We start from the raw sequence: 25,912 nt of genomic DNA on the forward strand, positions 1-25,912 counted from the left end.
GCCAATTGCCGTCTGTAGGAAACAGATATTGATCTTGTGTTTTAGTCTATCTCGGGGTATCGTAAATAAAAGGCCAGTGAAATTTTCTTCCTCATTGATACCATCCAAAATCTTTCCTATCTCTAGGCCGTTTTTGGTTACTTATTCTCTATGAGTAAATCCCGGACGTTCTTTTCCCAGCTACGCGGCTGGTCCTGGCTTCGAATTACCATAGTCACCACGTTTCTAGCCTTGTGTATCGGGATAGGAGGCATTGCGGGAATTCTCTGGATTGCGACTCGTGATCTTCCTACGTTTGACTCCTTCCAAGACTACCATCCCAGTTTAGTATCAAGAGTCTATGCAGAAAACGGTGAAATCATTGGGCAATTTTTCATCGAACGTCGTCTGTATACCCCTATCGATAAAATCCCTCAAGCCTTCACACAAGCCGTGATTGCAACGGAGGATACTCGCTTTTTTGAGCACCCTGGACTAGACATTATCGGCATCGGGCGGGCGGCTTGGACCAATATGAAAAAAGGTGGTCGTTTCCAAGGGGCGAGCACCATTACTCAACAATTAGCCCGAGCCCTTTTTCTTTCTCCGGAACGAACGTATCAGCGAAAAATCAAAGAGCTCATTCTTGCGGTAAAAATGGAATGGGTGCTGACCAAAGAGCAAATCTTAGAAATGTACCTAAACCAAATTTATTTTGGTCACGGTGCCTATGGAGTGGCAGCAGCCGCCTTAACCTATTTTGATAAAAATGTCTCGGATCTAACTCTTCCTGAATCAGCCTTTTTGGCCGGCCTTCCTAAAGCCCCGAACACCTATTCTCCCTATCGGAATCCAGATCTGGCCAAATCGCGGAAAGAATTGGTTTTGGGTCGTATGGTAGAAGCAGGGTATATCACCAACGAGGATGCGCAAGCGGCCATGGCCACAACCCTATCCTACCGCCATCAGTCCATTGAACCGATCGCCGCTTATTTCCTGGAAGAGGTCCGTCAGCACCTGGTGGATCGGTACGGAGAAACCCTGGTGTATAGGGGTGGGCTACGAATCTACACCACTTTAAATATTGCCATGCAAAAAAGCGCGGAGGAGGCCGTTCGCACAGGTCTCCGTCAATTAGATAAACGGCAAGGCTGGCGCGGACCAATTGAACATATTGCCTTTTCCAAAGATTTTACGCCTCCGGATACCTTTCCGGAACTACAGAGTCCAAAGGCAGCTCTTGTCCATGGCCTCTACCGAGCCCTCGTGACCGACGTGACTAAAAAATCTGCTCAAGTCTTGATTGGAAATACCTATAAAGGCTCTATTCTTTTCGAGGATATGCGCTGGGCTCAACGGCGATTGGAGAAAAATGGGGACGTTGGAACGGCGGTCGTCCGTGATAAAGCCTCACCGCTCCAACTTCTGAAGGTGGGGGATATTATTGAAGTCGCTCCCAAAAACGGCACTGTCGAGTCTGGGGAATTTATCTTAGAGCAAACTCCAATTGTGGAAGGCGCCCTTATCGCCTTGGATCCCAGGACTGGTGCTGTTCAAGCCATGGTGGGAGGATATGATTTTACTCGGAGTCAGTTTAATCGTGCAGTGGTTGCACGTCGACAACCCGGCTCAGCATTCAAGCCACTCATTTATGCTTCGGCACTCCAACAGGGCCTGACACCGGCAACCCTAATTCTTGATGCCCCCGTGGTGTATGAAGACGAGGATTTAGACCGGATTTGGAAACCAGAAAATTATGAAAAACGATTTTTTGGGACAATTACCCTACGTGAAGCGTTGCGCCATTCCCGTAATGCCGCAACCGTGAGATTGCTTGAACAAATTGGAGTTCCCGAAGTCGTCAATATCGCCAGCAACCTCGGAATTCGAAGTCCACTCAGCCAGGACCTCTCCCTGGCCTTAGGATCTTCCAGCGTGACCCTCCAAGAAATCACATCTGCCTATGGCGTCTTCGCGGATCAGGGATTGTGGCTTGAACCTTACCTGATTACGCATGCAAAGAACCTCAACGGGGAGATCTTAGAACAGCATCTGTTCGAACCTCAACAGGCGATGACCAAGGAAAACGCCTACTTGATCACCAATATGCTCATGGATGTCATTCAAAGCGGAACAGGAAGACTCGCCAAATCTATTGGGCGGCCATTGGCAGGAAAAACGGGAACCACCAATAGTTATAACGATGCGTGGTTTGTCGGGTATGCTCCGAATTTGGCGACGGGAGTATGGGTGGGTTTTGATGGGGTTCGGACACTGGGCAGATTGGAATCCGGAGCACATGCGGCCCTCCCAATTTGGACCCGGTTTATGGATCAAGCACTTCTCAACTCACCCGTTATGACCTTTCCCATCCCTAGTGATATTCAATTCGCACAGATCGACACCACGACTGGTGATTTACCATCAAAGAACAGTCGAAACATCAGTACGGAAGTTTTTCGTAAAGGGACGGAACCAGGAAAAGCGGCTCCTCAGAAAGCGAACCCTATGGATTTTTTTGAGTTCGACCGGTTGAACTCGGAGTCCACCAACCAGCTTTCCCCATTTTAATTGAACTCTTCGGCAGGACGAATGCAAAGCATTTCGCACTCTCAGGACTGGGCGTCCTGAAACTCTTCATACCAGGCCATTTGGATGGCCTCCAGTTTTTTTTCATTTGACGTTTTAGGATCGTCTTTGAATTCAGGAAGAGCAACCACCCACGCATGCAAATCCGTAAACCTGACGGTTAACGGATCAAGGTCAGGATGCTCTTCCTGCAGCCGAATAGCAATATCTTCGGTATCACCCCACATGAATTCCTGAGCCATACGTTCTTCCCCTTGGATTAATGAATTTTTCCCTGCGGACAGTCTCCCAATTGAGGGATTATTTAATGATATCAGATAATTTCTTACTTTCGAGAGCTTCTTTCAACGTGGCATCCATCAACACTTCGGCCAAATGGTGAGTCGTCTTTTCAGCCTCAGCAATTTTCGCACGAATCACACGATGATCCTCTCCCTCTTTGACTTCACCAAGCTGCTGCAAAATCCGGCGGATGCTTTCAGTTTCCTTGTCATTAATTAAATTCGTTGCGCGCACCAGAGCCTTTTCGGTTGCCACAATGATCGCATTGGCTTCATTTCGGGCTTCAATAATCTGACGGGCTTTGATGTCTTCTGTGGCAAATTGGAAAGAATCCCGAATCATGCCTTCCACCTCGTCGTCGGTCAGTCCATGGGAAGGCTTCACCTGAACCGACTGAGCCTCACCTGTCCGTATATCCCTGGCCGTCACGTGTAGGATCCCATTGGCATCAATGAGAAAATTGACTTCCACACGAGGCACCCCTGCCGGCAAAGGTGGAAGCTTTAATTGGAAACGGGCCAAACTTCGATTATCTTTGACCAATTCCCGTTCTCCCTGGAGGATATGAATATCCACAGAGGTTTGCCCATCGACATAGGTGGTAAACATTTCCTTTGCACTGGTTGGAATCGTGGTATTTCGACGGATCAGCGCACTCATGACCCCACCCATTGTTTCGATTCCCAATGACAAGGGAGTAACGTCCAGTAACAACAGATCCGTGGTATGCCCCCCTAAAATATCCGCTTGCACAGCCGCCCCCAACGCGACGACCTCATCAGGATTAAGTTCAGAGTGAGGCTTTTTGTCAAAAAGTTCTTCCACTTTTCGCCAGACCAGCGGCATGCGAGTATTCCCGCCGACCAGGACCACTTCATCAATTTGATTAGCATGTAATCCAGCGTCTTTGAGCGCGCTTCGACAGGGAGCAAGAGTACGTTCCACCAAATCCATGGTTAACGCTTCCATGTCCTCCCGTGTCCACGTCCTTTCATATTTCCCATCGGGAAGCTCAATGACAGCCTTCGTGTGCGTTTCATCAGACAGCCGAACTTTGACGCGTTCCGCCTCAAGCCGAACGGTTTGCATCAAATCGAGAGACTCGCCAATATCCAAGCCCTGAATTCTTAAAATTTCATCAACCATGACATCAACGAGCCGTTGATCGAAATCATCTCCCCCTAAATGAGTATCCCCATTCGTGGCCAGGACTTCAAAGATCCCGTCCTTTAATTTGAGGATAGAGATATCGAACGTTCCCCCGCCTAAATCATAGATCGCAATCAGCCCTTGTGTTTTTTTCTGTAGGCCATAGGCCAGCGAAGCGGCTGTCGGCTCATTAATGATTCGCAAAACTTCCATACCGGCAATCAGCCCGGCATCTTTGGTGGCCTGTCGTTGACTATCATTGAAATACGCCGGGACCGTGATCACGGCCTTGGAGATGTCTTCTTTTAAATATTCCTCGGCCCGCCGCTTTAATTCCTTCAAAATCATGGCAGACACTTGAGGCGGAGAATAGGTCTTATCTCCAACTTCAATGCGAATCACTCCGTTTTTTTCATGAAGCTGATAGGGAAAATACTTCAACTCGTCCTTCACATCGTCTAACCCCTTTCCCATAAACCGCTTCACGGAATAAATGGTACGGGAAGGGTCACGAATCAAATGGGCTTTTGCGGGTTCCCCCACGATCAACCCATTATCCGTTAACCCCACGATGGATGGGACTTTGGTCTGCCCGTCCGGACCTGGAATGACATGAGGCCCTTCTTGATCCATAAAGGCAACCAGCGAGTTTGTCGTTCCTAAATCAATGCCAACAATACGACCCACAACATATTCCTTTTTAATGATGACGGTTAGCCCGTCGTTTCCAGCAAATCGTCAACCATATTCCGCACGTATGTTCGATTAGAGAGAATTTCCTGCATACCCCGCAACAGAGTATTTTTCTTTTCACGGGTTTGGCTCGAATCAGGGGGTTCTCCCTGCAACTGATCCCATTCCGTGAACTTATGCTGCAGGGATTTTTCCATTTCGGCTTGTCGTTTTTCCAGACCTTCCCGTTCGTCCTGCAACTTTGTCCGAAGCACCTCAAGTTCCGATGACGTGCCATTGGGGGCCAATTGACGGAAGGTTTCCAAATCCTCTTGTAACTCAAGAACTTCTTCAAACAGATCAGCAGGGGGATTCGATCGAATATCTTTTACTGCTCCAGCCTCTAAGCGGATTAAATATTCGGCCCGTTGAATAGGATCTTTGAGTATCCGATAACCGGTATTCAAAAACGCCGAATTTCCCAAACTAATGGCTTTTTCCGATTCATCTTTGGTCGAATAAAAATCCGGATGAAAAGTACGACTTAATTCATAAAAAGTCTGCTCCAACTGTTGTTCATCAATATTCAACAAACGAGGCAGTTGAAAGCAGGAAAAATAATCCAAGTCTTTCGAAAGTGGCTGAACTTTGACACACTGGCCACAGAGGTATTCTCCCGTGACTTCGGATTGGCAGTGCCAGCACATACTGCGCGCCATCGGAAGTTCGCGGGGTTTTGTCGTGGCTTGTTGTTGGGGTTCCATGATTTCCGGCTCTGACGACTCGGGCACGGGGAACAGCCCCATGCCCGAGTGGTTACGTCACTATGTGGTTGAATGAAATTGATCTTACGCTGAAAACGACTCTCCGCACCCACAGGTTTTGGTGGCATTGGGATTAATAAATTTAAAGGCTCCACTCACCATGTCCTTTTGATAATCCAGGGTCATGCCTTGAAGATAAATGGCGCTTTTTGCATCGACGATCACTTTCACGCCATCCACCTCGGTAACGGTATCAAACTCCCCGATCTTGTCATCGAAGTTGACGGTATAACTCAATCCTGAACAACCGCCACCCTTCACTCCCAACCGAAGCCCTCCTTCAGTAATTCCCTGAAGGTCCAATAACCGTTTGACCTCTTTCAACGCCTCATCGGTCATGGCAACCGTTGAATTGCTTTCCGTAGTTTTTGTTTCCATCACCAATTCTCCCTACAACAAATCGTAAACAGTTCCCAAAGCTAGGATGAAGTAGTGGCTGCTTCCGGCTTGGGTTTTTTCTCTCCAGCTTTTTTCTGATAATCCCCCAAGGCCGCTTTAATGGCATCTTCAGCCAACACGGAACAATGGATTTTGACGGGTGGAAGATTTAATTCATGAACAATATCCGTATTTTTAATCTTTTGAGCATCTTCTAGGGTTTTCCCTTTGAGCCATTCGGTCGCCAAACTGGAACTGGCAATGGCCGAACCACAGCCAAACGTCTTGAACTTGGCATCCACAATGGTGTCGTTTTCGACTTTAATTTGAAGTTTCATCACATCGCCGCATTCCGGGGCTCCGACAACCCCTGTTCCGACATCATCGGCATCTTTTTGAAAACTTCCCACATTACGGGGATTGTTGTAATGATCAATGACTTTTTCACTATAGGCCATGGACTATCCCTCCCTTTGTTGTATGGTATGACATGGTATTTTTTAAAACTCTTTTGACTATTTTTTCAATTGTAGCAATTAATGAGCTGCCCATTGAACACTTTTCAAATCCACCCCTTCCTTGGCCATCTCATAAAGCGGGGACATTTCTCGAAGGTGCGTCACAGCCTTAATCATTCGATCAATGGTGTATTCCACCTCCTCATCGGTATTAAACCGACCGAGCCCAAAGCGGATCGATGAATGAGCCAAATCCGATCCAACTCCTAGGGCACGCAACACGTAGGACGGCTCAAGCGTAGCCGAAGTACAAGCCGAACCGGAAGACAGCGCAATTTCTTTGACCCCCATGAGCAACGCCTCTCCTTCCACATACGCAAAACTAATATTGAGATTATTCGGCAACCGTTCCGTCGGGTGCCCGTTTAAATAGACCTCATCCATCTTACTCATAATGCCTTCTTGAAGGCGATCACGCATCTTGGCCATACGAACAGACTCCGAAGACATCTCCTGCTCGCATAGTTCGCAGGCTTTTCCAAATCCAATTATGAGCGGCACAGGCAAGGTTCCCGATCGCATACCCCGCTCATGCCCCCCGCCATACATCATCGCCTCCAACCTCACTCTTGGCGCCTTACGTCTGACATATAAGGCTCCTACGCCCTTGGGGCCATAAATCTTATGGGCGGTAAAGGACATCAGATCAATTCCCATTTCCTGAACATTCACAGGAATTTTTCCCACTCCTTGCGTTGCATCACAGTGGAAGAGGACGCCTTTTTCTTTAGCAACTTTTCCGATTGCCGCCACAGGATTGATCGTACCGATCTCATTGTTGGCCATCATAATCGATATTAAAATCGTCTGATCGGTAATGGCATTACGTACGTCATCCGGGCTCACCATGCCTGCTTTATCAACAGGGAGGAAAGTGACCTTGACGCCCTTCTTTTCCAGATATTTCGCCGTATCAATCACCGCCCGGTGTTCCGTCGAACCTGTAATAATATGATTCCCTTTTTCCCGGTACATTTCGACTACGCCCTGTAAGGCCAGATTATCCGATTCCGTTGCTCCACTGGTAAAGATAAGTTCTTTGGCATCGGCGTGAATAAGATGCGCAATCTGCTTTCTGGCCACTTCCACAGCCTCTTCCGCTTCCCAACCGAAACTGTGATTCCGGCTGGCCGCATTCCCGAATTTCTCGGTGAAGTAGGGGAGCATCGCTTCAAGCACCCGAGGATCGCAGGGGGTCGTTGAATGATTATCCAAATATATAGGCAACTTCATAATTGAACTCCTTTTGTTTTACGAGATTCCACAATGATTAAGGGGGGCTCGGCCATCATATCTTCAATAGACATGCTATTGAGTAAATGAAAAATGCTTTCTTGTACGCGCAACAGAGGTGTCCGGATATTGCAATGCTCTATTTGTTCACAGGGAGCATGTTCATCTTTTTCATGGTAACAATCGGCAATCCCAAGTGGCCCTTCAATCGCTTCCAGCACCTGGGCAATAGAAATCTCCCGTGGCTCACGGGCCAAGAGATAGCCTCCCTTGGGTCCATTTTGACTTTCCACCATGTCATATTTGGCCAGGGTCTGAAGCACTTTGGCTAACAGTTCCAATGGGATATGATGCTCCTCAGCAATTTCTTTGGTATTGACTATCCTATTAGGATTAAAAGGACTGGTTTCCCCAGATCGGACCATGGCCATATATTGAAGAGCCATCAGGGCATAATCTGCTTTTTTCGAAAGCTTCAGCATAATTAAGTATTAATATTGGTAAATTTCAATTAGCCATAATACCGACTTATATGATCGGACTTAACATAGCATTGACCTCTTTGGTCAGTCAAGACTAAAATGGTCGGAGATCCATTTAGTCGGATTAGTAAGGACAAAAAATGACCCAACGTGAAATTTTTTGAAATTCAACTTTTAACATATTGATTTATAAGGAGAATTTAATGGGAGGCAGTAATCCATATATTGAGAGAAGTGAAACGGCGGTTGCAAAAAAACCATTTAAACTTACCTTTATCACACCAGAAAAGCCTATTGAAATTGAGGTTGACCCGGAGAAGTTCCCTTATGGAGAGACAGGATTACCTGGGAGCATCTTAGATATTGCGCTGGGAAATGGCATCGATGTGGAACATGCATGCGGCGGAGTCTGTGCCTGCTCAACCTGTCATATCATTGTGAAACAAGGGCTCGACACCTGTAACGAGGCCACTGATGACGAAAATGACCAATTAGATGAAGCTCCAGGGCTCACCCTGCAATCAAGACTCGGATGCCAGTGCGTACCGAATGGGGAAAAAGATCTCATCATCGAAATCCCGGAATGGAACAAAAATCTCGTAAAAGAAAGTCACTAACCAAACCGGATTGCTTACACGAAACAGAGGTTGATGGAGTAGGTTTTCTTCCACTCACTCTATCCCATTAGAACTTCTTTGAATAAGGGGGGCCACCCTCAATAGCGACGAGAACCAGCCTTCATCGATCATCAGATGGTTCCCTAGTAATTATTGACTCTTTCCTGTATAACAACATCCCTAGAGCAGACAACCTCTTCTACTGAATGCCATTCATGGCGGCGAGGAATGCGTTGTTTGGTTCAGGTCCCCTCTCCTATTCATCCGTCAAACGGATTTTCCGGGCGGCAGACATCGGGAAGGGACTTCTCGTCCTCCTCATCCTATCCCTACAATATTTTCCGGGAGTCGGCCAAGAAGATCAACTCTTGGCACAGGTCCGGCCCGGGTTTGATCCTACGGGACGATTCGGTCAACCCCCGCCGCTCGAAAAAAAAACGGAACCCCTACCCCCAAAACCTGCTCCCGATATTACACTGCCTCCGGTGGAAACCATACCTGAATTGGAAGGGGCCCCTCCCCAGATTCGGGTCATGGTTCGGAAAATTCAAGTTAAGGGAAGTACCGTCTTTTCAGAGGAAGAGCTAGCCAAGGTCACAGCCCCATTCGAAAACCGTGAGTTGTCCACCAATGATCTGGAAGAACTGCGCCGGGCTTTAACCCTGCTCTATGTCAATAAAGGATATGTGAACTCCGGAGCAGTGATCCCGGATCAGACCCTACAGGATGGAGTCGTCACGATTCAGATAATTGAGGGAAAACTGACGGATATCCAAATCGAAGGCACCAAATATTTTCTACCGTTTTATTTTGAAGACCGGATTGCCCTGAGCAGCGGACCACCGCTCAATATCAACCCCTTGAAGGAAAAACTCCAGCTCCTTCTTCAAGACCCGCGCACGGAACGGTTGAACACGGAGTTAAAACCCGGCCTGAAACCCGGCGAAGGGGTCCTTCATGTGCAGGTAGAGGAAGCTTCACCATTCAGGGCATGGGTTGAATTCAACAACTTTCAGTCACCTACGGTTGGCGAGTCGCGTGGTCTCGGAAATATCGCTGTGCAGAACCCGTTCGGGCTGGGCGATGCCTTTCACTTTACCTACGGCCAATCCAAAGGATTGCAGCCTCTCATTGAAGCCAACTACATCATCCCGCTCACCGCACGGGATACTACCCTCGAACTGAATTTCCGATTCAATGATTTTAACGTCGTCACAAAACCATTCGATGATCTGGATATCAGGACCAAATCCCAAATTTATAAAATCGCTTTACGTCAGCCCATCTATCGCACACTCAATGACGAAATTGCCCTTTCTCTCGTCGGAGAACATTTGGAGAATCAAAGTTTCCTCGGTGGAACGGGGTTTTCCTTTCAGCGCGGCGCGACCGATAACGGCAAGGCTATCGTGTCAGCACTCCGGTTCGGGCAGGAATGGATTCACCGCGAGTCCAATCAGGTCCTCGCGATTCGATCCCGATTTAGTGTGGGATTGAACGTACTGGATGCCACCAACAATAAACAAACCTCGGATGACCCGGACGGGGAATTTTTTGTCTGGTTAGGCCAGGCCCAATATGTTCGACGCGTCGATCCTCTCGGCATCGAATTTCTCGGCGGCCTGACCTTACAGATTGCCAACGACAGCTTATTCGCCCTGGAACAGTTTGCCGTCGGCGGCCGGTACAGCGTCCGTGGGTACTGGGAAAATTATCTGGTGCGGGATAATGCGTTTCTGTTCAACGTGGAGTCACGAATCCCGATGTTTTCAAACTTTTTTGGTCCAAAGGTGGCGGTGGCTCTGGCTCCCTTCATCGATGTGGGTCGTTCATGGGATGCCAAACGCGACACCCCCGATCCACAGACGCTGGCCAGTATTGGCGCGGGAATCCGCATGTCCTTCTTCAACCGGGCGCATGCCAGTCTGTATTGGGGTCAGCAGTTAAATCACGTGGAGGATCCTCCCGATGGAGGCGCTCAGGATCAGGGAGTTCATTGGGAATTTATCCTGGATATTCTATAACCTTCCCGAATGGAGATGCCTTCACAAAGCAGCCGATTTTTGCGGAAACGCAAAATACCTTGTTTTTACAATGGGGAGGAAGGGGAAGGTTGAGACACCTTCAGGGGAGAGACGTGAACTGAGGGGAGGCCAGTTGAATGCGTTGCAAATAACGGGGGCGCTTCAAATATCCAGTTGCTCGATCCGAATCCTTTCCAGCCACAAAACGTAATCGCGCCAGACATCCCCGTTGAAAACGGTCAACGGCCAGGATAGAAAAAATTCGTTCCGCGCGAAGGTTATCCTCCTGACACCATTCACTCCCGCTCTGACAGGAAAAAGGAGTTTGACCAAAATTTACCGGATGAATTCGCCGGGAGGGAATCCCCAACTGTTCCAAAAACCCGGCAAGAAATCTCAGATGATAGTCGGCCCTGGCCAGGTTATAGGCAGACGTGCCTCGCGAATCACAATGTCCTTCAATTCGTACTCCCCACTGATCTTCCTGTTTAAGAAGCGCTACCGTTTCGTGGAGGAAACCCTCGATACCACCCTGGATGGAAGACCGGACGTCATCAAAGTAGACGTCTGCAAAGACAGGGTCCTGGTACATGTCTTCAACAAAAGGCTCCGAACCCCTACCCTTCCCGAAAGACGTCACCGGTATGGAGACAATTAACGTATCATGAATTTCTTCCCCCGCCTCTTCCTGAAAATTCGAATAGGGAGGAAAAATATCCAGGGGATTCGCGAAGGATTCCTGAATAGTCCCTATCGCCCCGCACAGAAGGGCCCATGCCATTAAAAACTTGTGGAATCTATTCAGATGGAGGAGAAACATGCCAGTGAAAAGGAAAGAGGGCCCATTTGAAAGCTAAACACGAAAACGCCTCAGGGTTGGTATGGTTTTGGCCACACCCCTTTGGAGTCAATATCGGCTCGACAAAATGAGACTTAATTCATATAAGAAAACGGAGTATCGCCATTCCTACCAAGTACCAGGAGACATACATGGCTGAAACGAAGTGATGAATCTGATGCGAGGATTAAGGAAAAAATTGTCAATCAGAATGCGATGACGAGGAACGGAATCTACAGGTGAGCCTGTCAGCGCCCAGGAAGAGCGGAGTACAAGGGATTTTGGTATCTCGCAGAAGCAACCGTTCGATGCACCGGAAAGCAGCTTACCGGAAGAACGGTGTCGATGAAGACGTTCAAGTCCTCTAAAAAATGGGCTGTTGAATATTTCAAGTTTTTGCCCCGCTTATTCACAATTGAATTGGTGGTTTAGGCTCACAGGGAGTAAATAATGGACTATTCAAAAATGCGCGTCCAGTCCTGTCCTGAGGCTTCGCGAAGGGAAGGCCGCAGGCACTTGGACGCGCGGAGGGTATGGAAAAGTACGTGAGCACTGCCAAGAGGCGAAAACACCGCTGGCGACATTTCTCAACATTCCAAAAAATGAAAACCTGTCCCCGCCACAACGGCAGGGACAGGTTCCATAACTGCGGGTACGATGAAGGGGGAAGGGAGCCGGCTCCCCTAGAACGGAAGAAGCCGGCTCAATAACTCACGGGCATCACGGACTGAAGGAAATTTCTGGTCCTGTCAACACCCGCCGAGACAAGACCTTCGTGGGCTTGCCCATACAAACCTCCAATTCCCACTGTCAAAAAGCCGCAGTCATAATCCATGCTGGCGATCCACCTGCGCCGGCATGTCCAAATCCACCTCTTCGAGCAAGGACGCTCGCACATTATGCATCTCGGGATCTGAAGGATTAGACTGAATCTGGGTGGAAATCACGCCTATGGCGTCATACCAAAACCCCGCTTGCCCCCATAACCTCGTCGCTTCAACGGGATTGGCGTTCCTCATATTCTCACCCAGAGAGACCGGGACATCTCCTACCTGGATCATCCCTCCGACAATCAGATCTCTTGATCGGTGTTCGGGATCGGAGATCAGAGCCACAGACCATTGATAGGTTTTTCCTTTTTCCAGCCTCAGGTCATAGTCTGCTAACCGGATGATCTGAATCCCGGGCTCAGTCGGTGAGGAAATCCCTTTCTCAATTATCGGATTCACTCCCGTCGCCTCTATGATGGTCAATTCCAAAGGGTAGGTCGTCTTCTTTGATAGATACCAGACCAATCGTGGTTGCACCTCGGCAGACAATCCCACGTGGTCAGGAACCAAGGCCCACATTAATGGAAGATCAGCCGAAGGACCTCTGGTCCCTCCACCGACCCGTCCTCCTGGAGCCCCTCGTTGTGGGGGCTGGTACAATGCCTCCTTACCAGATGAAACCCGCTGCTTATCATCTGCAACCTGTACAAACCGCCGGTCGACAATAGGAAATGTCTCCTCCAGAAAAACCGCCGCGTGATTTTTCCTTGGTTCAATGGCTACAGTCGCAACATCCCTCATTTGTTGGCGATTTGCCTGACCAGTTAGTTCCGCTCCTCCCACTACTTGAACACTAAGACCAAGGATCACGCCTATGACACCCACACCCCTGCTTCGCGTCATCATCTGGCTCATGATGGTCCTCCTCTCTTCGCCCGGACCGTCTTTCCGGAACATTTACACGTGAGACATTTTCAGATCTACTCACGCTCATTAATAATTACATAAAGCAAGCTTCGTTCCATGAGCCAAATTTCCTTCACATGGCGACAATCGTTTCGAACCCAATGCTATTGCAAAAGATTTAATGGCAAACCTCTCACACCTGGACTTTCTCCTTCAATGCGGCAAACACCTCACCTGTACACATGATGTATTGTGTGTCCACTTTGAGAACAATTTCAAGCGCAGATGGATCACCCTTCCAAGCCAGCGACAGAAGACGTGCATGGTAAAAATCCCCGTTCTCCACCCGATCCACTGGAACCCCAAAACCCTCCCTATCACAATCCCTCGCTTTGACCTTATTGAAGGGAGTTCCTAGAATAGATTCCGTAAAAGGATCGTTTCGAAAGAAGGGACTGCAACGTTGCTCAAATGCGGGTTCCTCAAACGTCTTGATTATGGTCCTCTGGTTTTCATTCTCATCCTGGGGTCAGGTGGATTAGGGTTCACCAACTCCAGTGGAGAGGAAATATCCCCTCAAACCCTGATGGAGGATGGAAGCCGGCATTACCAGCAAGGACAGCTTGAACAGGCCACCCGGTCCTGGACTCAAGCCGCTCAGGTCTATGAAAATTCCGGAGATCATCCCAATCAGATTCAAGCGCTCATTTATCTCTCAAGAGCTTTTCTCGATATGGGCCAATACCAAAGGGCGCAACAACTCCTTCGCACCGCCATCCAAACAGCACAGGAAAACACCCAGCCCCGCCTGATGGCCCAGGCGCTCAGCCAATTGGGCATCGTGCACCTTAATGTAGGAGAATCAGATTCCGCGCTCGAAATCCTGCAACAAGGTCTGAAGATCTCCAGGGAAATTGAGGATCGACCGCTCATGGCTGCCATCCTCAATGATCTGGGCAATGCCCATGCGGTTCGCCAGAGCGACACTGAAGCCCTTGCAGCTTATACAGAATCGAGCATTCTCGCCGACTCCCTCGATTTGCAACCTCTCTCAATTCGAGCCATGATTAATGCGGCCCTGGTGGAAATCCGGCAGCAGTCCACACAAAATGGAAAAATCCACCTGCAACTGGCATTGGAGAAAACACGCCAGCTTCCGGACTCCCATGAAAAGATTCAAAACCTGCTCACCATCGGAATGGGATTGAGAGACCTCAGTACCCAGGTCTCAGCGGAACATGCACCGGTATTCACGCAAGCCGCTGAGTCCTTTCGGGAAGCCATACGTAGCGCAAAGGAAATTGGAGACTGGAAAAATGAATCTTATGGATGGGGATTTTCAGGAGAATTGTACGAAGAAGGGGGCCGCCATGAGGAAGCCCTTCAACTCACTCAATTGGCAATTCGGACGAGTCAAAAGGGCCAAGCCCCGGAAGCCCTCTATCGCTGGGAATGGAACATGGGCCGTCACCTCAAAAATCTGGGTCGGACGGACGAGGCCATTTCAGCCTACCAACGGGCGATCGATACGCTCCAACCCATTCGTCAGCAACTAGCAGTCGGGCTTCCCCAAAACCCGGCATCGTTTCGAGAATCTCTGGGAGCCTTGTTTTTTGAGACCGCTGATCTGCTACTCCAACGGGCGGACGAGGTAACAAATGACCCAAGAAAGGAAGGACTCCTGTTCAAAACCCGGGATACCATAGAAGCGTTGAAGGCCGCAGAATTACAGGATTACTTCAAAGACGATTGCGTGGAAGCGAATAGGGGAAGAATTCAAGCCATAGATAAAGTATCCGCCTCCACGGCGATCATTTATCCGATTCTTTTTCCTGACCGGATGGTCCTGCTGATGAGCCTTGGAGGAACGATGAAAAAGATCACCGTTCCTGTTCAGGAACGTGACCTGACCAAAAAAATTCACCTGTTCCGGACCCTATTGGAAAAACGCACCACCCATCAATATCTGCCTCATGCGCAATCTCTCTATGACCTGATCATCCGACCGCTTGAACCTTCCCTGAATGAATTCGGGATCCAGACACTCGTCTTCGTTCCGGATGGATCATTGCGAACCATACCCATGGGGTCTCTCCATGACGGAGAAAAGTTCCTCATCCAAACGTATGCCCTGGCAATCACGCCAGGACTGACGCTCACCGATGCCCATCCCCTGGACCGGGAGCAGATCAATCTCTTGTCGGTTGGACTATCCGAAGGCGTGCAGGGATTTTCACCGCTTCCGAATACGCAACAGGAGGTCAGGGAACTTCAAGACCTCTTTGGCGGGAAGACTCTCCTGAACGAAAAATTCCGCATTCCCAATCTTGAACAGGACATGAAAGAAGAAAACTTTACTATTATTCATATCGCCTCACATGGAAAATTTGAAAATGAGGCCAAGAATTCGTTCGTGCTCACCTATGACAACAAACTCACCATGGATCGACTCAGAGAACTCATCGGACTCTTTCAATTCCGACAAATCCCCCTGGATCTGTTAACCTTGAGCGCCTGTGAAACAGCAACGGGAGACGATCGTTCCGCCCTGGGTTTGGCCGGAGTAGCCGTGAAAGCGGGAGCTCGAAGCGCTTTGGCCACCTTATGGTTCATCAATGACCAGGCCTCCTCCAATCTGGTCAATCAATTCTACCTGCGGCTCAAAGAAACATCACTCTCCAAAGCCCAGGCCCTTCGGGAAGCCCAAGTAGCCCTGCTCGACCATCCTATCTATCGACATCCCGGCTATTGGGCACCGTTCCTCCTGATCAACAACTGGCTCTAATCGTGTATTTCCCAGACTGATCACACGGAGTGGCCCGGCGATTTTTGGCTTTGTATCGAAGGACGCCTCCTCTATAAATCATGCTGTCACGACCAGACCACACGAGCCAAATCCGGGTCCTGCCCTCTTTAATTAATTGATCGATCTTCCGCTCCTGTCTTTTTTAGTACCTTGATCCCCTTCCCGGTCATTCCGGCCGGTTTTCTCTGCTTGTCATCCCCCCAGTTGTAAGCGGGTATCCATACGAAACAGTCCTAAAAGAGATGTTACATACCCAAGTCGACAGAACAGGTATTTTGGGGTCCTGCTAAGACGGATAGAAGTGAGACATCACCGTGCTTCCCCCTCCTGACAAAAACCTCCAAAACCCGTCAGGCCTAACGGTTAGCTCATTCAGCGGCAAGGAGAACAGCCGTTGACATGGTGACAACGTCGTGACCACTTAGACAGACACACTTGAACAAGATCCCCCCATTTTTTGGGATTTCGGTCTTGCAAGCTATTGTTTTTAAACATGAAATTCTCTCAACTGAAATTCTCTCCACACGGCACCATCGTTGCTTTAAATAAGAAGTAACAAGATCAATTAAACGGAAGCAAAGAGGAGAATTCCATCCAATTTGCAAAAGGTTTCTATCATGCAACTTTACGAGCTTTACCAAAACATCGTCCTCGGAACTTCAATAAGCTGCATAATCGGGCTGGCGGTTGCATGGGTTCTTTTCCTGTCTAACCGGGGTAAATAATAAAAAACGTAGATTTTCCCATTCAGCCATTCAAAACCCAATCCATAATTCCATCGTAGATCCATCCGAAATGAGCCCAAGCCAAAAGTTGGATGCCTGATAATAAATGTCTGGCCTGACGGCATTTGGACTGGCTGTGCGATCACACTTCTTGGGAATGACACGTTGTACGGGAACATGTCTGTATAGGATCACCCAGGCAGGACAATATCGAGAACTACTATAATACTTAACTTTCAACCAAGACACTTCGTATTACCCTCGCCCCTTATGGAAGAGGGGCGGGAGTGTGGGAAAACGTATGTGAGAGATGCCGTGTAGAAAGGAAGAGGTCTGAAATCACACAACACAGATTAAGGACAGATAGAAACCATCCCATCGCCCCGCGCAAACAGCATGGGCGGAAAATAGGCGGCCAACCGGATAGGAGAAGTTTGGTCGTTACCGGAAACCCCGGAGGGCGTGTCGGCATGACCCAACTCGCCCGCAGGGGATGAACTCATTTGGGGGAGAAACGGACTGGCTAAGAATGTGCCGGGCGTGGGCGCCACACTGTCGGTCTTGGAATCCACAAAAGTACTAAAATGGCCCCCCTCTCCCGCCACACAGCGGGATGCATAGAGCGTGGCCACGTTCACCGGCTGATCGGGCAGAGGCGCAATCGTGCCGCTCAGCACTTGAATAGGCGATTCAATCCGGACCGCGCCGCTGATCCCCGTTTGGGAGGAGGCATCTAGCGTGCTCTGGGCATCCAATAAGACCGCCTTGTTCGCGATTAACGTAATATTGCCCCCCTGACCGGCCACAGCCTTGGCCAGAATATCACTGTTCTGAAGTATGATGAAATCCGGATCTAACGTGACATCGCCTCCGGTCGTGTCTGCCTCCTCCCCCTGGACCGAACTCGCAATGGTACTGTCGACCAATTGAATCATCTGGTTGGCGGTGAGTGTGATGTTGCCACCTGAAGCCATCTGAGCGTCCGTGGCCACGGTGGCCTTATCGAGATAGATCGTATCATTAGCCGTAATTTGAATACTCCCAGCGTTACCCGGCCCTGAGCTTGATGCCGAAACGATGGCATGGTTATCAAGAGTAACGTTATTAGCCATAAGGGAAATGTTGCCTCCAACGCTTTCGGTAGCCTCGGTTGTGACATCACTATTACTTATCAAAACAGTGGCATCAGCCTTAAGATTAATACCCCCGGAATTCCCGGTGGAGGTGCTCCCCGCAGTTATGGTGGACCCTTCGGTAAGTGAGAGTTGGCTCGTCGAGACTTCAATGGTTCCCCCTACTCCCGCACTTGCTGTCCGAGCACTGACCAACCCCTGTTCAAGATTCAGGGTCCCAGCTTGAATATTAATGTTCCCGGCGATGCCTGTAGCTTCCGGCCCTGGAATGCGGCCCTCGTTTTCAGTGGTGATGGACGAACGCGGATCAACACCAAATGCCGTCTTTTCTTGATTCTCACCAGAAATCGAAATCGTGTCGGCACTTAAACGAATAGCCCCCCCGTCTCCCTCGCCTAATGAGCTGGACGTCACAGAACCTCCATCAAGTATGTTGATCTCCCGGGCCGTGATCCCAATTGTTCCGCCAGTGCCTGTGTCATCGGTTTGAGCAGAGATTCGACTAAAACCTAAAGCAACCGTAGTGCCATCCCTTTCAATAAAGGGAAACGCAATCTTTCCGGAAAGCTCAACCGAATCGGCGACCACCTCGATTTTGCCGGCAGCACCGCTTCCCTCAGTAATGGCTCTGATTTCTCCGCCATCAGCAATCTTTAACCCGCCTGAAAGATTAATTGAAATATTTCCGGCTGGCCCAGGGCCATCGGTGGACGCGTTTAGGAAGGCTTTATCTGTCAACTGAAGATTACGAGCCGTGATTTGCATGTCCGCACCCTTCCCATTGCTCGTGGTCGTTCTAAGACCCGTAAAATCCGCACCAGCTTGACCTACTAACGGGAACATCGAGTCTCGAATACCCGTGATGACAATATCTTCCGCTCTAATCGTCAGATCACCGTCTGCAGCCGTGCTTGCAGATCGCACAACTATTGACGAGCGTTCCTCTATTGTCAGTTGGCCGTCGACCACTACATTGACGCTATCAGCATTACCCGTCGCACCCCCAAAAGAAGCGGATTCAATATTAGTAAAATTCCTAAGGGTTAATTTGTCCGCTGTGATTTGGACATGTCCTGCATTACCACTCGAACCAACACTGTTCGCCGAAATGACAGCGCGATTGAGAGACATCTCGCCTGCCTTGACATTAATATTCCCCGCTTGCCCCGTCCCACCAACCGTCGTAGCCGTCATGGCTGCTCCCGTCATTTGGAAATCTTTTGCGATCATTGAGATATTCCCGGCATTTCCTGTCGAATTCCCGAGAAAAGCACCAAATGTCACGCTCTCAAAAGGTTGAAAGGCATCAGACATTAGGACTTTATCCGCATATACCTCGATATTCCCGGCGTTCCCCGATCCACCAAGCGCATACGTGTGAACCATGCTGTTATTCCTTACTTCCAAAGTTTGGCCGGCGTTCAAGAAGATGTCTTTACCAGCCAGGGAACCCTCCAAAACATTTGCCTCAATGAGAGACCCATTATCGATAAGAAAGTTTCCAGTAGTCGCTATGTCAATTCCGGCTCCTGGAGACTCTAAAAGTCCACTTGCAGGTCCGGTGGTATTGGCAGAAATGGTTGAACCATCGACCATAAGTTGACCACCACGAATAACTACCGTCCCTGCCGGCTTGCCGGACACATCCAGCGTCGTGCCTTCCGACAGTGCTATGTTGCCCATCCTGGTGAACGATTGCCCATTGACATTGGGTGCACTGTCATAAGTAGTGGCCAACACCTCACCAGGCGAGGCCACACTGGTTAAGACTATCTTTCCTCCTGGTGCATTGAGTTCACTGCCAATAATATTGTTTTCTCCACCATTAAGCGAAAACGTTTGTCCTTCGGAAACCGATAACGAGCTTCCCCCAACTACAATTGAAGAAGGGTTCGATTCCAGAAATCCAAAGGCCGCGACGGGCGCCACAGTCAGCAGTGCATCTTGAGCGCTGGGAAGCGCGGTGAACTGGATGCCGTCACTAAGTCGTAAATAATCAGCGGTCGTGAAATGTGTCGACCCGCCTACGTTCAACGAGGCATCAGGACCAAAGATGATGCCGGCAGGATTCATGATGTACAGGTTGGCGTTGCTGAACCCTTGGGTCTGAATCGTTCCCAAAATGTTCGAGGGATTACCGCCAGTGACACGGCTCAGAATATTTTCTGTTGGAAGTCCAGTGTTGTTGCGAAAATTGGCAATGTCCCCTCCTGCCACACTAAATTGACCGAAACTATGAAATAGATTATGGCCATTACCCGGCCTGGTCCCCCCGGTGATATCATGAAGGCTTCCAATCTGAGTAACCGCCGTGCCCATTGTGCCATCGGAGGTAATGGCCGTCGTCACTTGACTCCGGCTGAAGGTCGCCAGGGTCAATGGCAACGTCAGGACCGGTATGAGTGTGCCAAAAAACCGTAATAACATTCGTTTATGAATGCCCAGCATTGAAAAAACCATGTGCCCCTTAAAATGGGCTTTATAACCTTGCCTTTTTCCAAAGGCTTAATATTTGCCCTCTCTAACCCTAAGCATCCTCTTTCATCTTAAAAAAGATGTCAAATGTGGACTCTTGGTCCAATCTGCTATCCCCCGAAAGGTATTCAGAAAATTATGCAGAACCGAACATCGGACATGCCTTTCGGATTGTAATCAATAGAACCGGCACATAGAGATATTATTGTGCTTTTAGTAATTTCCTAGTACCAGGATCGTCGAAAGAAAAAACTACTTCATCCTTTTCTTGAAGACCATCTTGAACGTCATCAGGCGGGACAGAGAAATACAACTTTATGATCTGCCCCTTATCCTCGACCTTAACTTCATAAATTTTCCCCGCACCAGTACCATGAATTTTTTCGAGGACTCCACTATTAGGTGGAGTACCACCCTGACACATATAATATAGGTGAGCCGGCCAACCTGGTGGACAGGCAGGGCCTGGTCCCGGTGGATGACCGTTCCCAGGTTGTACTCCACTACGAACGTCAACGTGGACGTCAATTAATGGTGTATGACAACCAGTCAATATCCCAAACAAAAATATGAGGACAACGGCAATTCTCGGAATGCTCATTTTTTCCTCCATGTATAAGTGTTAGTAAATAATTTAAAAAATTTGAGGCTGTGGCAGGGAATGTTCATTCCAGAAGGAATTTTCCTTTCCAATCTTTGGTTTCCTAGGTTTCATGATATTTGAGTTTGCAAACAAAGGACCCCATTGGAGTTTTGTTTATAGGTATAAGCCCTCTCCGAAATAAAAGGAAAGCATTGCTTTTCCTTCCTAAATCTATCTTGAAAGTTTGACCGATAAAAGCTTTCAACTTCTCAAATTCTGATTACGAATCTATGGTGAAGCAGGGTTCCTCAGATTTTTTTAGACTAATTGAATCTGTTATTCATTATTTATTTTTGGCCAATAAACCTTTTTATGTTTCCCTGACATTCGCTGCTCCTTTTCTCGTAATAGCAAGCTAACCCCAATGCCGCAATCCCATTTTGGGCTTCGAGCGCCTCAGTGATGTGTGCCCGTGATGAAGTGCCAACTTCAGTATTTTTGAGGAGAAGTTCTAGGTAATCTTTCACTGTCATATCTTTATTTTCGCCATTTTCCATTACTTTCACCTTGATGTGCTTTGACCCTGTTAAGGCAAGTCCTGTAATGGCTGCTCGTTTTCTAATTATCATTTGGCTGGGTGAAATTATTTCCGTTTTTTGGTTTCCTGAACACTCACTCCTGCCATTCTGAATCTCAGATACCAGACAATTGCTGAATTCAGTCGCCTTGTTTATTAGTGCGTTATTCGCTTCCACGAGCATTTGTCTATCTGCACTTTCCTTTTCACTCCCCATTTCCCTACCTTGGCCCATACCCTGGGCTTTAATCTTCACAAGATTCCTTTTCGTTGTTTCTTCCGCATTGTTAATCCAATATCCCAGTATCATCAAGGCATCTGCTTTTTCCTTAGCAAATAAAGATTCATTGTCCTGTTGAAGAAAGGTAATAATGGCATCTCCTGAATTCGGTCCCCCAATAATGCCCAGCATAGTGAGGATATTGGTACAATACGGGGTGCAATCTGTCTTCAACATTTCGGCTAACCTTTTAACTGTGTCAGCTTGGATTTTAGGTGTAGCGCTATATTGTTTGATTTTCTCGAATGGGAAGCTATCAACAAAGCTTAGGTGTACGAACTGCTCAACGGGCATAAGTACAGCATTTTCATCTTCTATCTGCTGGGCCAAAGAAAAATGATTGAAGTAAAACCCTCCTCCAATCACCCAGAGCATGCCTACTATTAATATTATTTTGTTCATTAAGGTTCTCTCTTTTCTCTCGGTGGTTAAAGGGCACCAGATTTTATGTTTCATCATGCCCTCTATGGTAGCTTGAAATTCCCGCATTCGGTGGAAGTTAGTGCGCTGTGTTCTGAGAAAATTTGGGGATGCATGACCGCCGTTGAATTTAATCGATGGTAGTTACCTTTATTGTGGCCAAGTTCGTGAAGCCACAGAATACCTAACGTTTGATAAAACGGGTTTTTATCTCCTTTTTTCTCCCGCAACATTTCAACAACCAGAGCATCACCTGGAAGTTCAGCACAACCTATCCATGGGCCAGGCCTACTACACCATTGGACATCTTCAATCACTTTCACACCCGGCAATCCGGTAATAACTTCAAAATCAAACTTACTTGAAACTACGCCTGCTCTGGGTCCCTCTTGGGGCCAGGTAAAATTCTCAATTTCTCCCTCTCCATTGCGAACCAGTTTGAGATTGCATTGGCCATCCGTAATCGCCACTTTGGTCGCCTGCTCTAAAATTTTAATAGCTTCTTCTTCAGTCAGTTCTACCGATGGATGCTTTTTAATATTAAGAGATATCAGTTTCTCAGGCCCGTCGTCTGGCCCTTGGTCTGGAGAATCGGGCACATCAGGAGTTGATGGACAGCCAGAACACTGTATGCTGGAAGTTTGAGGAAGGACTACGTGAACATGAACCCTCACGCACCCATTAGTAGTAAGAATCATTCCCAAGAACAAAATGAACAATAATAAATTGAACGCCGGGGTAATTTTCATTCAAATTCCTTTCTTCTCCCCCTGAGCTGCCACTAGTAGATGATAGTTGAATATTTTCATCTTTCGCTTTGTGGGCTCCCACCACGAACCCCTGGAGGGATCATCAGTTGGTTCGGTTTATTCCCTAATGTTAGGGTCAAATAATCCATCCCACTCAATCCTCTGGTCACTAAGATCCACTTGCATAAAGCATTTTTAAACGGCAAGGGGCCAACAATAGCAATGAGCCTTCACATATCTTTATCACAGGAATTTTGTACCCAGGAATTTCCAGTTGCACACGTGCTTTGACACAACCTTGAGCACTTAAATTTATCACGACTAAAAGATGAATTTGTCAGTATATCCACTTGAACCTCATAGGAATTTCGGATAATTCTCTCCAGCTCAGAAAGTCACTTTTAGCTTCTCGCGTTAATTGCATCATTCGACCTTATAATCAGGTCATACCCTGATGCTTCAGTTTTTGATGGTGCCTACACAGACCAGGATTATATTGAAAGGCCGATATCTTTCAGCTCTGAATTGGAAGAAGGGGAAAAGAAGACTTCGTTATGATGCCGGATCAGCAATACCGCTACAAAAATATAAAGTAGATCAATTCATGGTATTGCAGTTGTTAGAGAATCTATGCTCCCCTTTTTTTTCCAACCACTCCATTATGAAATTGTGACCTCCCTTATTTTCATGGCATGCTGCGCGGAATTGTTACGTAACCAAATAATTATTGCAATAAAGGCAATTGCAATGCCGCATTCAGCAATAGCTACCACCACTCTCACCTAAACTCGACTAAGCTTCTCATTCATAAGAGTTTTCTCGAGGATTAAAAGGGCTAGAGATAGGGACCAGTTCTTGTTCAGCGTGGGACGCGTATCCGAATAGATACCCGTTGTATCTGATTGGATACACAATGGTATTGATTCAGCGAGGAAGAATGGCTTTGGGGACTTTTGCTTCACAAAGTCCGTAAAACGACATTGTCCTGAATTTTTCCTTGGCCTCATTTCCGAAGAAGCGGAACTAAGACTTACCCTTCAATCCCCATTGAGCCAAGATCACCCTTTTAGACAAGGGAATGGGCTATCGTTGTTGATGAGTTTTTAGAGAAAGAAAGAAGAGTAATCTTGTGGGACTGGGTGGGATCTTAAGAAAACCCGTCGAAGAGCAATTCGGTTATCAGGGGGATTCGTAGACTTCATCCCGCAAGTGATTGACCTGAATGTTATGACGTTTGATTTTTTTGATGAGGCCCTGCCGGCTTAAGCCCAACCGTTTGGCCGTTTGGACCTGATTGAACCGACAGGCCAACAAGGTCTCCTTGATCATGCGTTGCTCCAATTCATCGACGGCCTGATGGAGGCTCCGGCCTTTCGGATCTATGGTGTCTCCGGTCGTTTGAACAGGGCATCGGATACCTTCTTCGAGCGCATCCTCGTGTATCGTCGTGCCACGAACCATGACCATTAGCCGTTTGATTTCATTCTCTAACTGCCGGATATTTCCCGGCCAGGAATATTCCATGAATCGCTGCATGGCCTTGGCGGACAGTTTTTTCCTGGGTCGATCCATCTGCGAGCTGTAGAGGTCCAGAAAATAATTGACGAGCAGGGGGATATCTGCCGGAATCTCCCGTAAGGCCGGAGTATGCACATGAACCACTTTGAGACGATAGTAGAGATCGTCTCGAAACGTGCCGGCTTTAATTGCGGCTTCTAAGTTTTTATTGGTGGCCGCAATAATTCTGATATCGAGGGGAATGGACTCTCGCTTTCCCACCGGCTCGACGGCTCGCTCCTGCAGCACCCGTAATACTTTGGCTTGGGCGCTTACGCCCAGATCTCCAATTTCATCCAGAAACAGCGTGCCCTTATTGGCCTGTTCAAATTTGCCTATTCTGGCCTCCACGTCGGTCGCTGTCCCTTTGCTGATGCCGAATAATTCACTTTCAATTAAGGTTTCGGGTAGGGCGGCACAATTGATTGCGACAAACGGTTGACGGACTCGGGGGCTGCTGTAATGAATGGCTTTGGCCACCAATTCTTTCCCGGTTCCGTTTTCTCCGGTAATAAGCACATCCACTGAACTATCTCTGACCTGATCGATGACTCTGATCAGTCGCTGCATGGGCAGACTGTTTCCCATCAGCTTTTTCGTGGAGTACTGTCCTTCGACCTCTTTCCACAAATGCGCGTTTTCCTGTTGCAACCGTTCGCGTTCCCGCCGCAATTGTTCCATGACATGGAATTTTTGAAGAGGGATGGCGATGCTATCCACCAACGCCTGAGCCACCCTCTCATCTTGGGCCGTAAAGTCCCTGCCCTTTTTATTCACGGATTCAAAGACTCCAATGATGTCGCCGGTTCTGTCCCGAACCGGCAACGCCAACAGGGTCTGCGTTTGCTGATTCATTTGTGCGTCGATACCGGAAAAAAATCTTGAGTCCGATTGCACATCTTTGACATTAATCAACTCTCCGGAGGCTATACAGGCACCCGCAATTCCTAAGCGAGCATCCAGGCGAAGTAGCCGTCCATTCACAGGGAGAGGAAACCACAGCTCACATTCCTTCCGATCCAGCAGAAACACACTGATCCCCTCCGCCTGTAGTAACCGGCGTGATTCTTTTTCAATGAGTTGTAACAAGGTTCGTAATTCCTGCTCCTGGTTAATGTGAAGCAGAAATGTTTCAGGGAGGTCTATGCTCTTGTGAGAGATTTCTTGTTTTCCGGATCGACTCGCCATGGCGGTGTTCCTGAAAATTCCGTTGACTCCACACCACTGGACAGCAGGGAGCATCAACTGTACACATTATGACCAGGTGTGAATGGAGAAGGCAACTACCCGACCAGCCCTCCCTTTCTCCGTTCACCTGAGGAGGGTATTCGCTTACAACCCAAAAT

19 protein-coding genes are annotated in these 25,912 nt (G+C 48.2%); 4 read left to right on the top strand and 15 right to left on the bottom strand.

What is annotated here, in order from left to right:
* The first annotated feature begins 150 nt into the window (after nt 1–150).
* On the top strand, nt 151–2,550 hold the full coding sequence (locus tag ACWHYD_RS18120) for a penicillin-binding protein 1A (protein WP_447963415.1): 2,400 nt from the start codon (nt 151–153) through the stop codon (nt 2,548–2,550).
* 41 nt (nt 2,551–2,591) lie between these two features.
* Here the strand turns inward: ACWHYD_RS18120 and iscX are convergent, their stop codons facing one another.
* The 7 genes from iscX to ACWHYD_RS18155 all read right to left on the bottom strand — a co-directional run bounded on the left by iscX (nt 2,592) and on the right by ACWHYD_RS18155 (nt 8,106).
* Nucleotides 2,592–2,810 (bottom strand): Fe-S cluster assembly protein IscX, encoded by a 219-nt coding sequence (iscX, locus tag ACWHYD_RS18125; RefSeq protein ID WP_376753528.1) that lies wholly within the window; start codon nt 2,808–2,810, stop codon nt 2,592–2,594.
* A gap of 58 nt (nt 2,811–2,868) precedes the next feature.
* The gene (dnaK, locus tag ACWHYD_RS18130) at nt 2,869–4,686 is read right to left on the bottom strand and encodes a molecular chaperone DnaK (RefSeq protein ID WP_447963416.1); all 1,818 of its coding nucleotides are present in this window, start codon (nt 4,684–4,686) and stop codon (nt 2,869–2,871) included.
* Between the two features lie 26 nt (nt 4,687–4,712).
* Nucleotides 4,713–5,435: a Fe-S protein assembly co-chaperone HscB gene (gene hscB, locus ACWHYD_RS18135; protein ID WP_447963417.1), complete on the bottom strand. Its 723-nt coding sequence runs from the start codon at nt 5,433–5,435 to the stop codon at nt 4,713–4,715.
* A gap of 84 nt (nt 5,436–5,519) precedes the next feature.
* Entirely contained in the window at nt 5,520–5,873 is a 354-nt protein-coding gene (locus tag ACWHYD_RS18140) for a HesB/IscA family protein (RefSeq protein WP_342347498.1), read from the bottom strand.
* A 41-nt stretch (nt 5,874–5,914) separates the two neighbouring features.
* Nucleotides 5,915–6,331: a Fe-S cluster assembly scaffold IscU gene (gene iscU, locus ACWHYD_RS18145; RefSeq protein ID WP_447963418.1), complete on the bottom strand. Its 417-nt coding sequence runs from the start codon at nt 6,329–6,331 to the stop codon at nt 5,915–5,917.
* A gap of 78 nt (nt 6,332–6,409) precedes the next feature.
* Nucleotides 6,410–7,624, bottom strand: a complete 1,215-nt coding sequence (locus tag ACWHYD_RS18150; RefSeq protein ID WP_447963419.1) for an IscS subfamily cysteine desulfurase — start codon at nt 7,622–7,624, stop codon at nt 6,410–6,412.
* Complete coding sequence (locus ACWHYD_RS18155; protein WP_447963420.1) at nt 7,621–8,106, bottom strand: RrF2 family transcriptional regulator; 486 nt, start codon at nt 8,104–8,106, stop codon at nt 7,621–7,623. Before ACWHYD_RS18155 ends, ACWHYD_RS18150 begins: the two co-directional genes overlap by 4 nt.
* A 203-nt stretch (nt 8,107–8,309) precedes the next feature.
* Here ACWHYD_RS18155 and ACWHYD_RS18160 point away from each other — a divergent pair, with 203 nt between their 5' ends.
* Nucleotides 8,310–8,723 carry a 2Fe-2S iron-sulfur cluster-binding protein gene (locus ACWHYD_RS18160; RefSeq protein ID WP_447963421.1) on the top strand — a complete coding sequence of 138 codons (414 nt, stop codon included), beginning with the start codon at nt 8,310–8,312 and terminating at the stop codon, nt 8,721–8,723.
* A 215-nt stretch (nt 8,724–8,938) separates the two neighbouring features.
* A complete protein-coding gene (locus ACWHYD_RS18165; RefSeq protein WP_447963422.1) occupies nt 8,939–10,747 on the top strand; it encodes a ShlB/FhaC/HecB family hemolysin secretion/activation protein in 1,809 nt (602 codons plus the stop codon).
* 100 nt (nt 10,748–10,847) lie between these two features.
* On the opposite strand, the gene ACWHYD_RS18170 is transcribed toward ACWHYD_RS18165, so the two are convergent.
* The 3 genes from ACWHYD_RS18170 to ACWHYD_RS18180 all read right to left on the bottom strand — a co-directional run bounded on the left by ACWHYD_RS18170 (nt 10,848) and on the right by ACWHYD_RS18180 (nt 13,616).
* Nucleotides 10,848–11,528 carry an OmpA family protein gene (locus ACWHYD_RS18170; protein WP_447963423.1) on the bottom strand — a complete coding sequence of 227 codons (681 nt, stop codon included), beginning with the start codon at nt 11,526–11,528 and terminating at the stop codon, nt 10,848–10,850.
* 881 nt (nt 11,529–12,409) lie between these two features.
* A complete protein-coding gene (locus tag ACWHYD_RS18175; RefSeq protein ID WP_447963424.1) occupies nt 12,410–13,270 on the bottom strand; it encodes a DUF928 domain-containing protein in 861 nt (286 codons plus the stop codon).
* Between the two features lie 184 nt (nt 13,271–13,454).
* Nucleotides 13,455–13,616, bottom strand: coding sequence for a hypothetical protein (locus ACWHYD_RS18180; protein ID WP_447963425.1), 162 nt, complete (start codon nt 13,614–13,616; stop codon nt 13,455–13,457).
* 108 nt (nt 13,617–13,724) lie between these two features.
* On the opposite strand from ACWHYD_RS18180, the gene ACWHYD_RS18185 reads away from it, so the two are divergent.
* Nucleotides 13,725–16,046 (top strand): CHAT domain-containing protein, encoded by a 2,322-nt coding sequence (locus tag ACWHYD_RS18185; RefSeq protein WP_447963426.1) that lies wholly within the window; start codon nt 13,725–13,727, stop codon nt 16,044–16,046.
* 1,099 nt (nt 16,047–17,145) lie between these two features.
* Here the strand turns inward: ACWHYD_RS18185 and ACWHYD_RS18190 are convergent.
* The 5 genes from ACWHYD_RS18190 to ACWHYD_RS18210 form a co-directional block, all read right to left on the bottom strand.
* A complete protein-coding gene (locus ACWHYD_RS18190) occupies nt 17,146–20,385 on the bottom strand; it encodes a two-partner secretion domain-containing protein (RefSeq protein ID WP_447963427.1) in 3,240 nt (1,079 codons plus the stop codon).
* Nucleotides 20,386–20,602: 217 nt separating this feature from the next.
* A complete protein-coding gene (locus ACWHYD_RS18195; RefSeq protein ID WP_447963428.1) occupies nt 20,603–21,001 on the bottom strand; it encodes a hypothetical protein in 399 nt (132 codons plus the stop codon).
* Nucleotides 21,002–21,330: 329 nt separating this feature from the next.
* Nucleotides 21,331–22,299 (bottom strand): hypothetical protein, encoded by a 969-nt coding sequence (locus ACWHYD_RS18200; RefSeq protein WP_447963429.1) that lies wholly within the window; start codon nt 22,297–22,299, stop codon nt 21,331–21,333.
* Nucleotides 22,300–22,304: 5 nt separating this feature from the next.
* Nucleotides 22,305–23,009 carry a hypothetical protein gene (locus tag ACWHYD_RS18205; protein WP_447963430.1) on the bottom strand — a complete coding sequence of 235 codons (705 nt, stop codon included), beginning with the start codon at nt 23,007–23,009 and terminating at the stop codon, nt 22,305–22,307.
* Between the two features lie 1,179 nt (nt 23,010–24,188).
* Nucleotides 24,189–25,754: a sigma-54-dependent Fis family transcriptional regulator gene (locus ACWHYD_RS18210; RefSeq protein WP_447963431.1), complete on the bottom strand. Its 1,566-nt coding sequence runs from the start codon at nt 25,752–25,754 to the stop codon at nt 24,189–24,191.
* Nucleotides 25,755–25,912: the final 158 nt, after the last annotated feature.

Source organism: Nitrospira sp. Ecomares 2.1 (genome assembly GCF_965152585.1).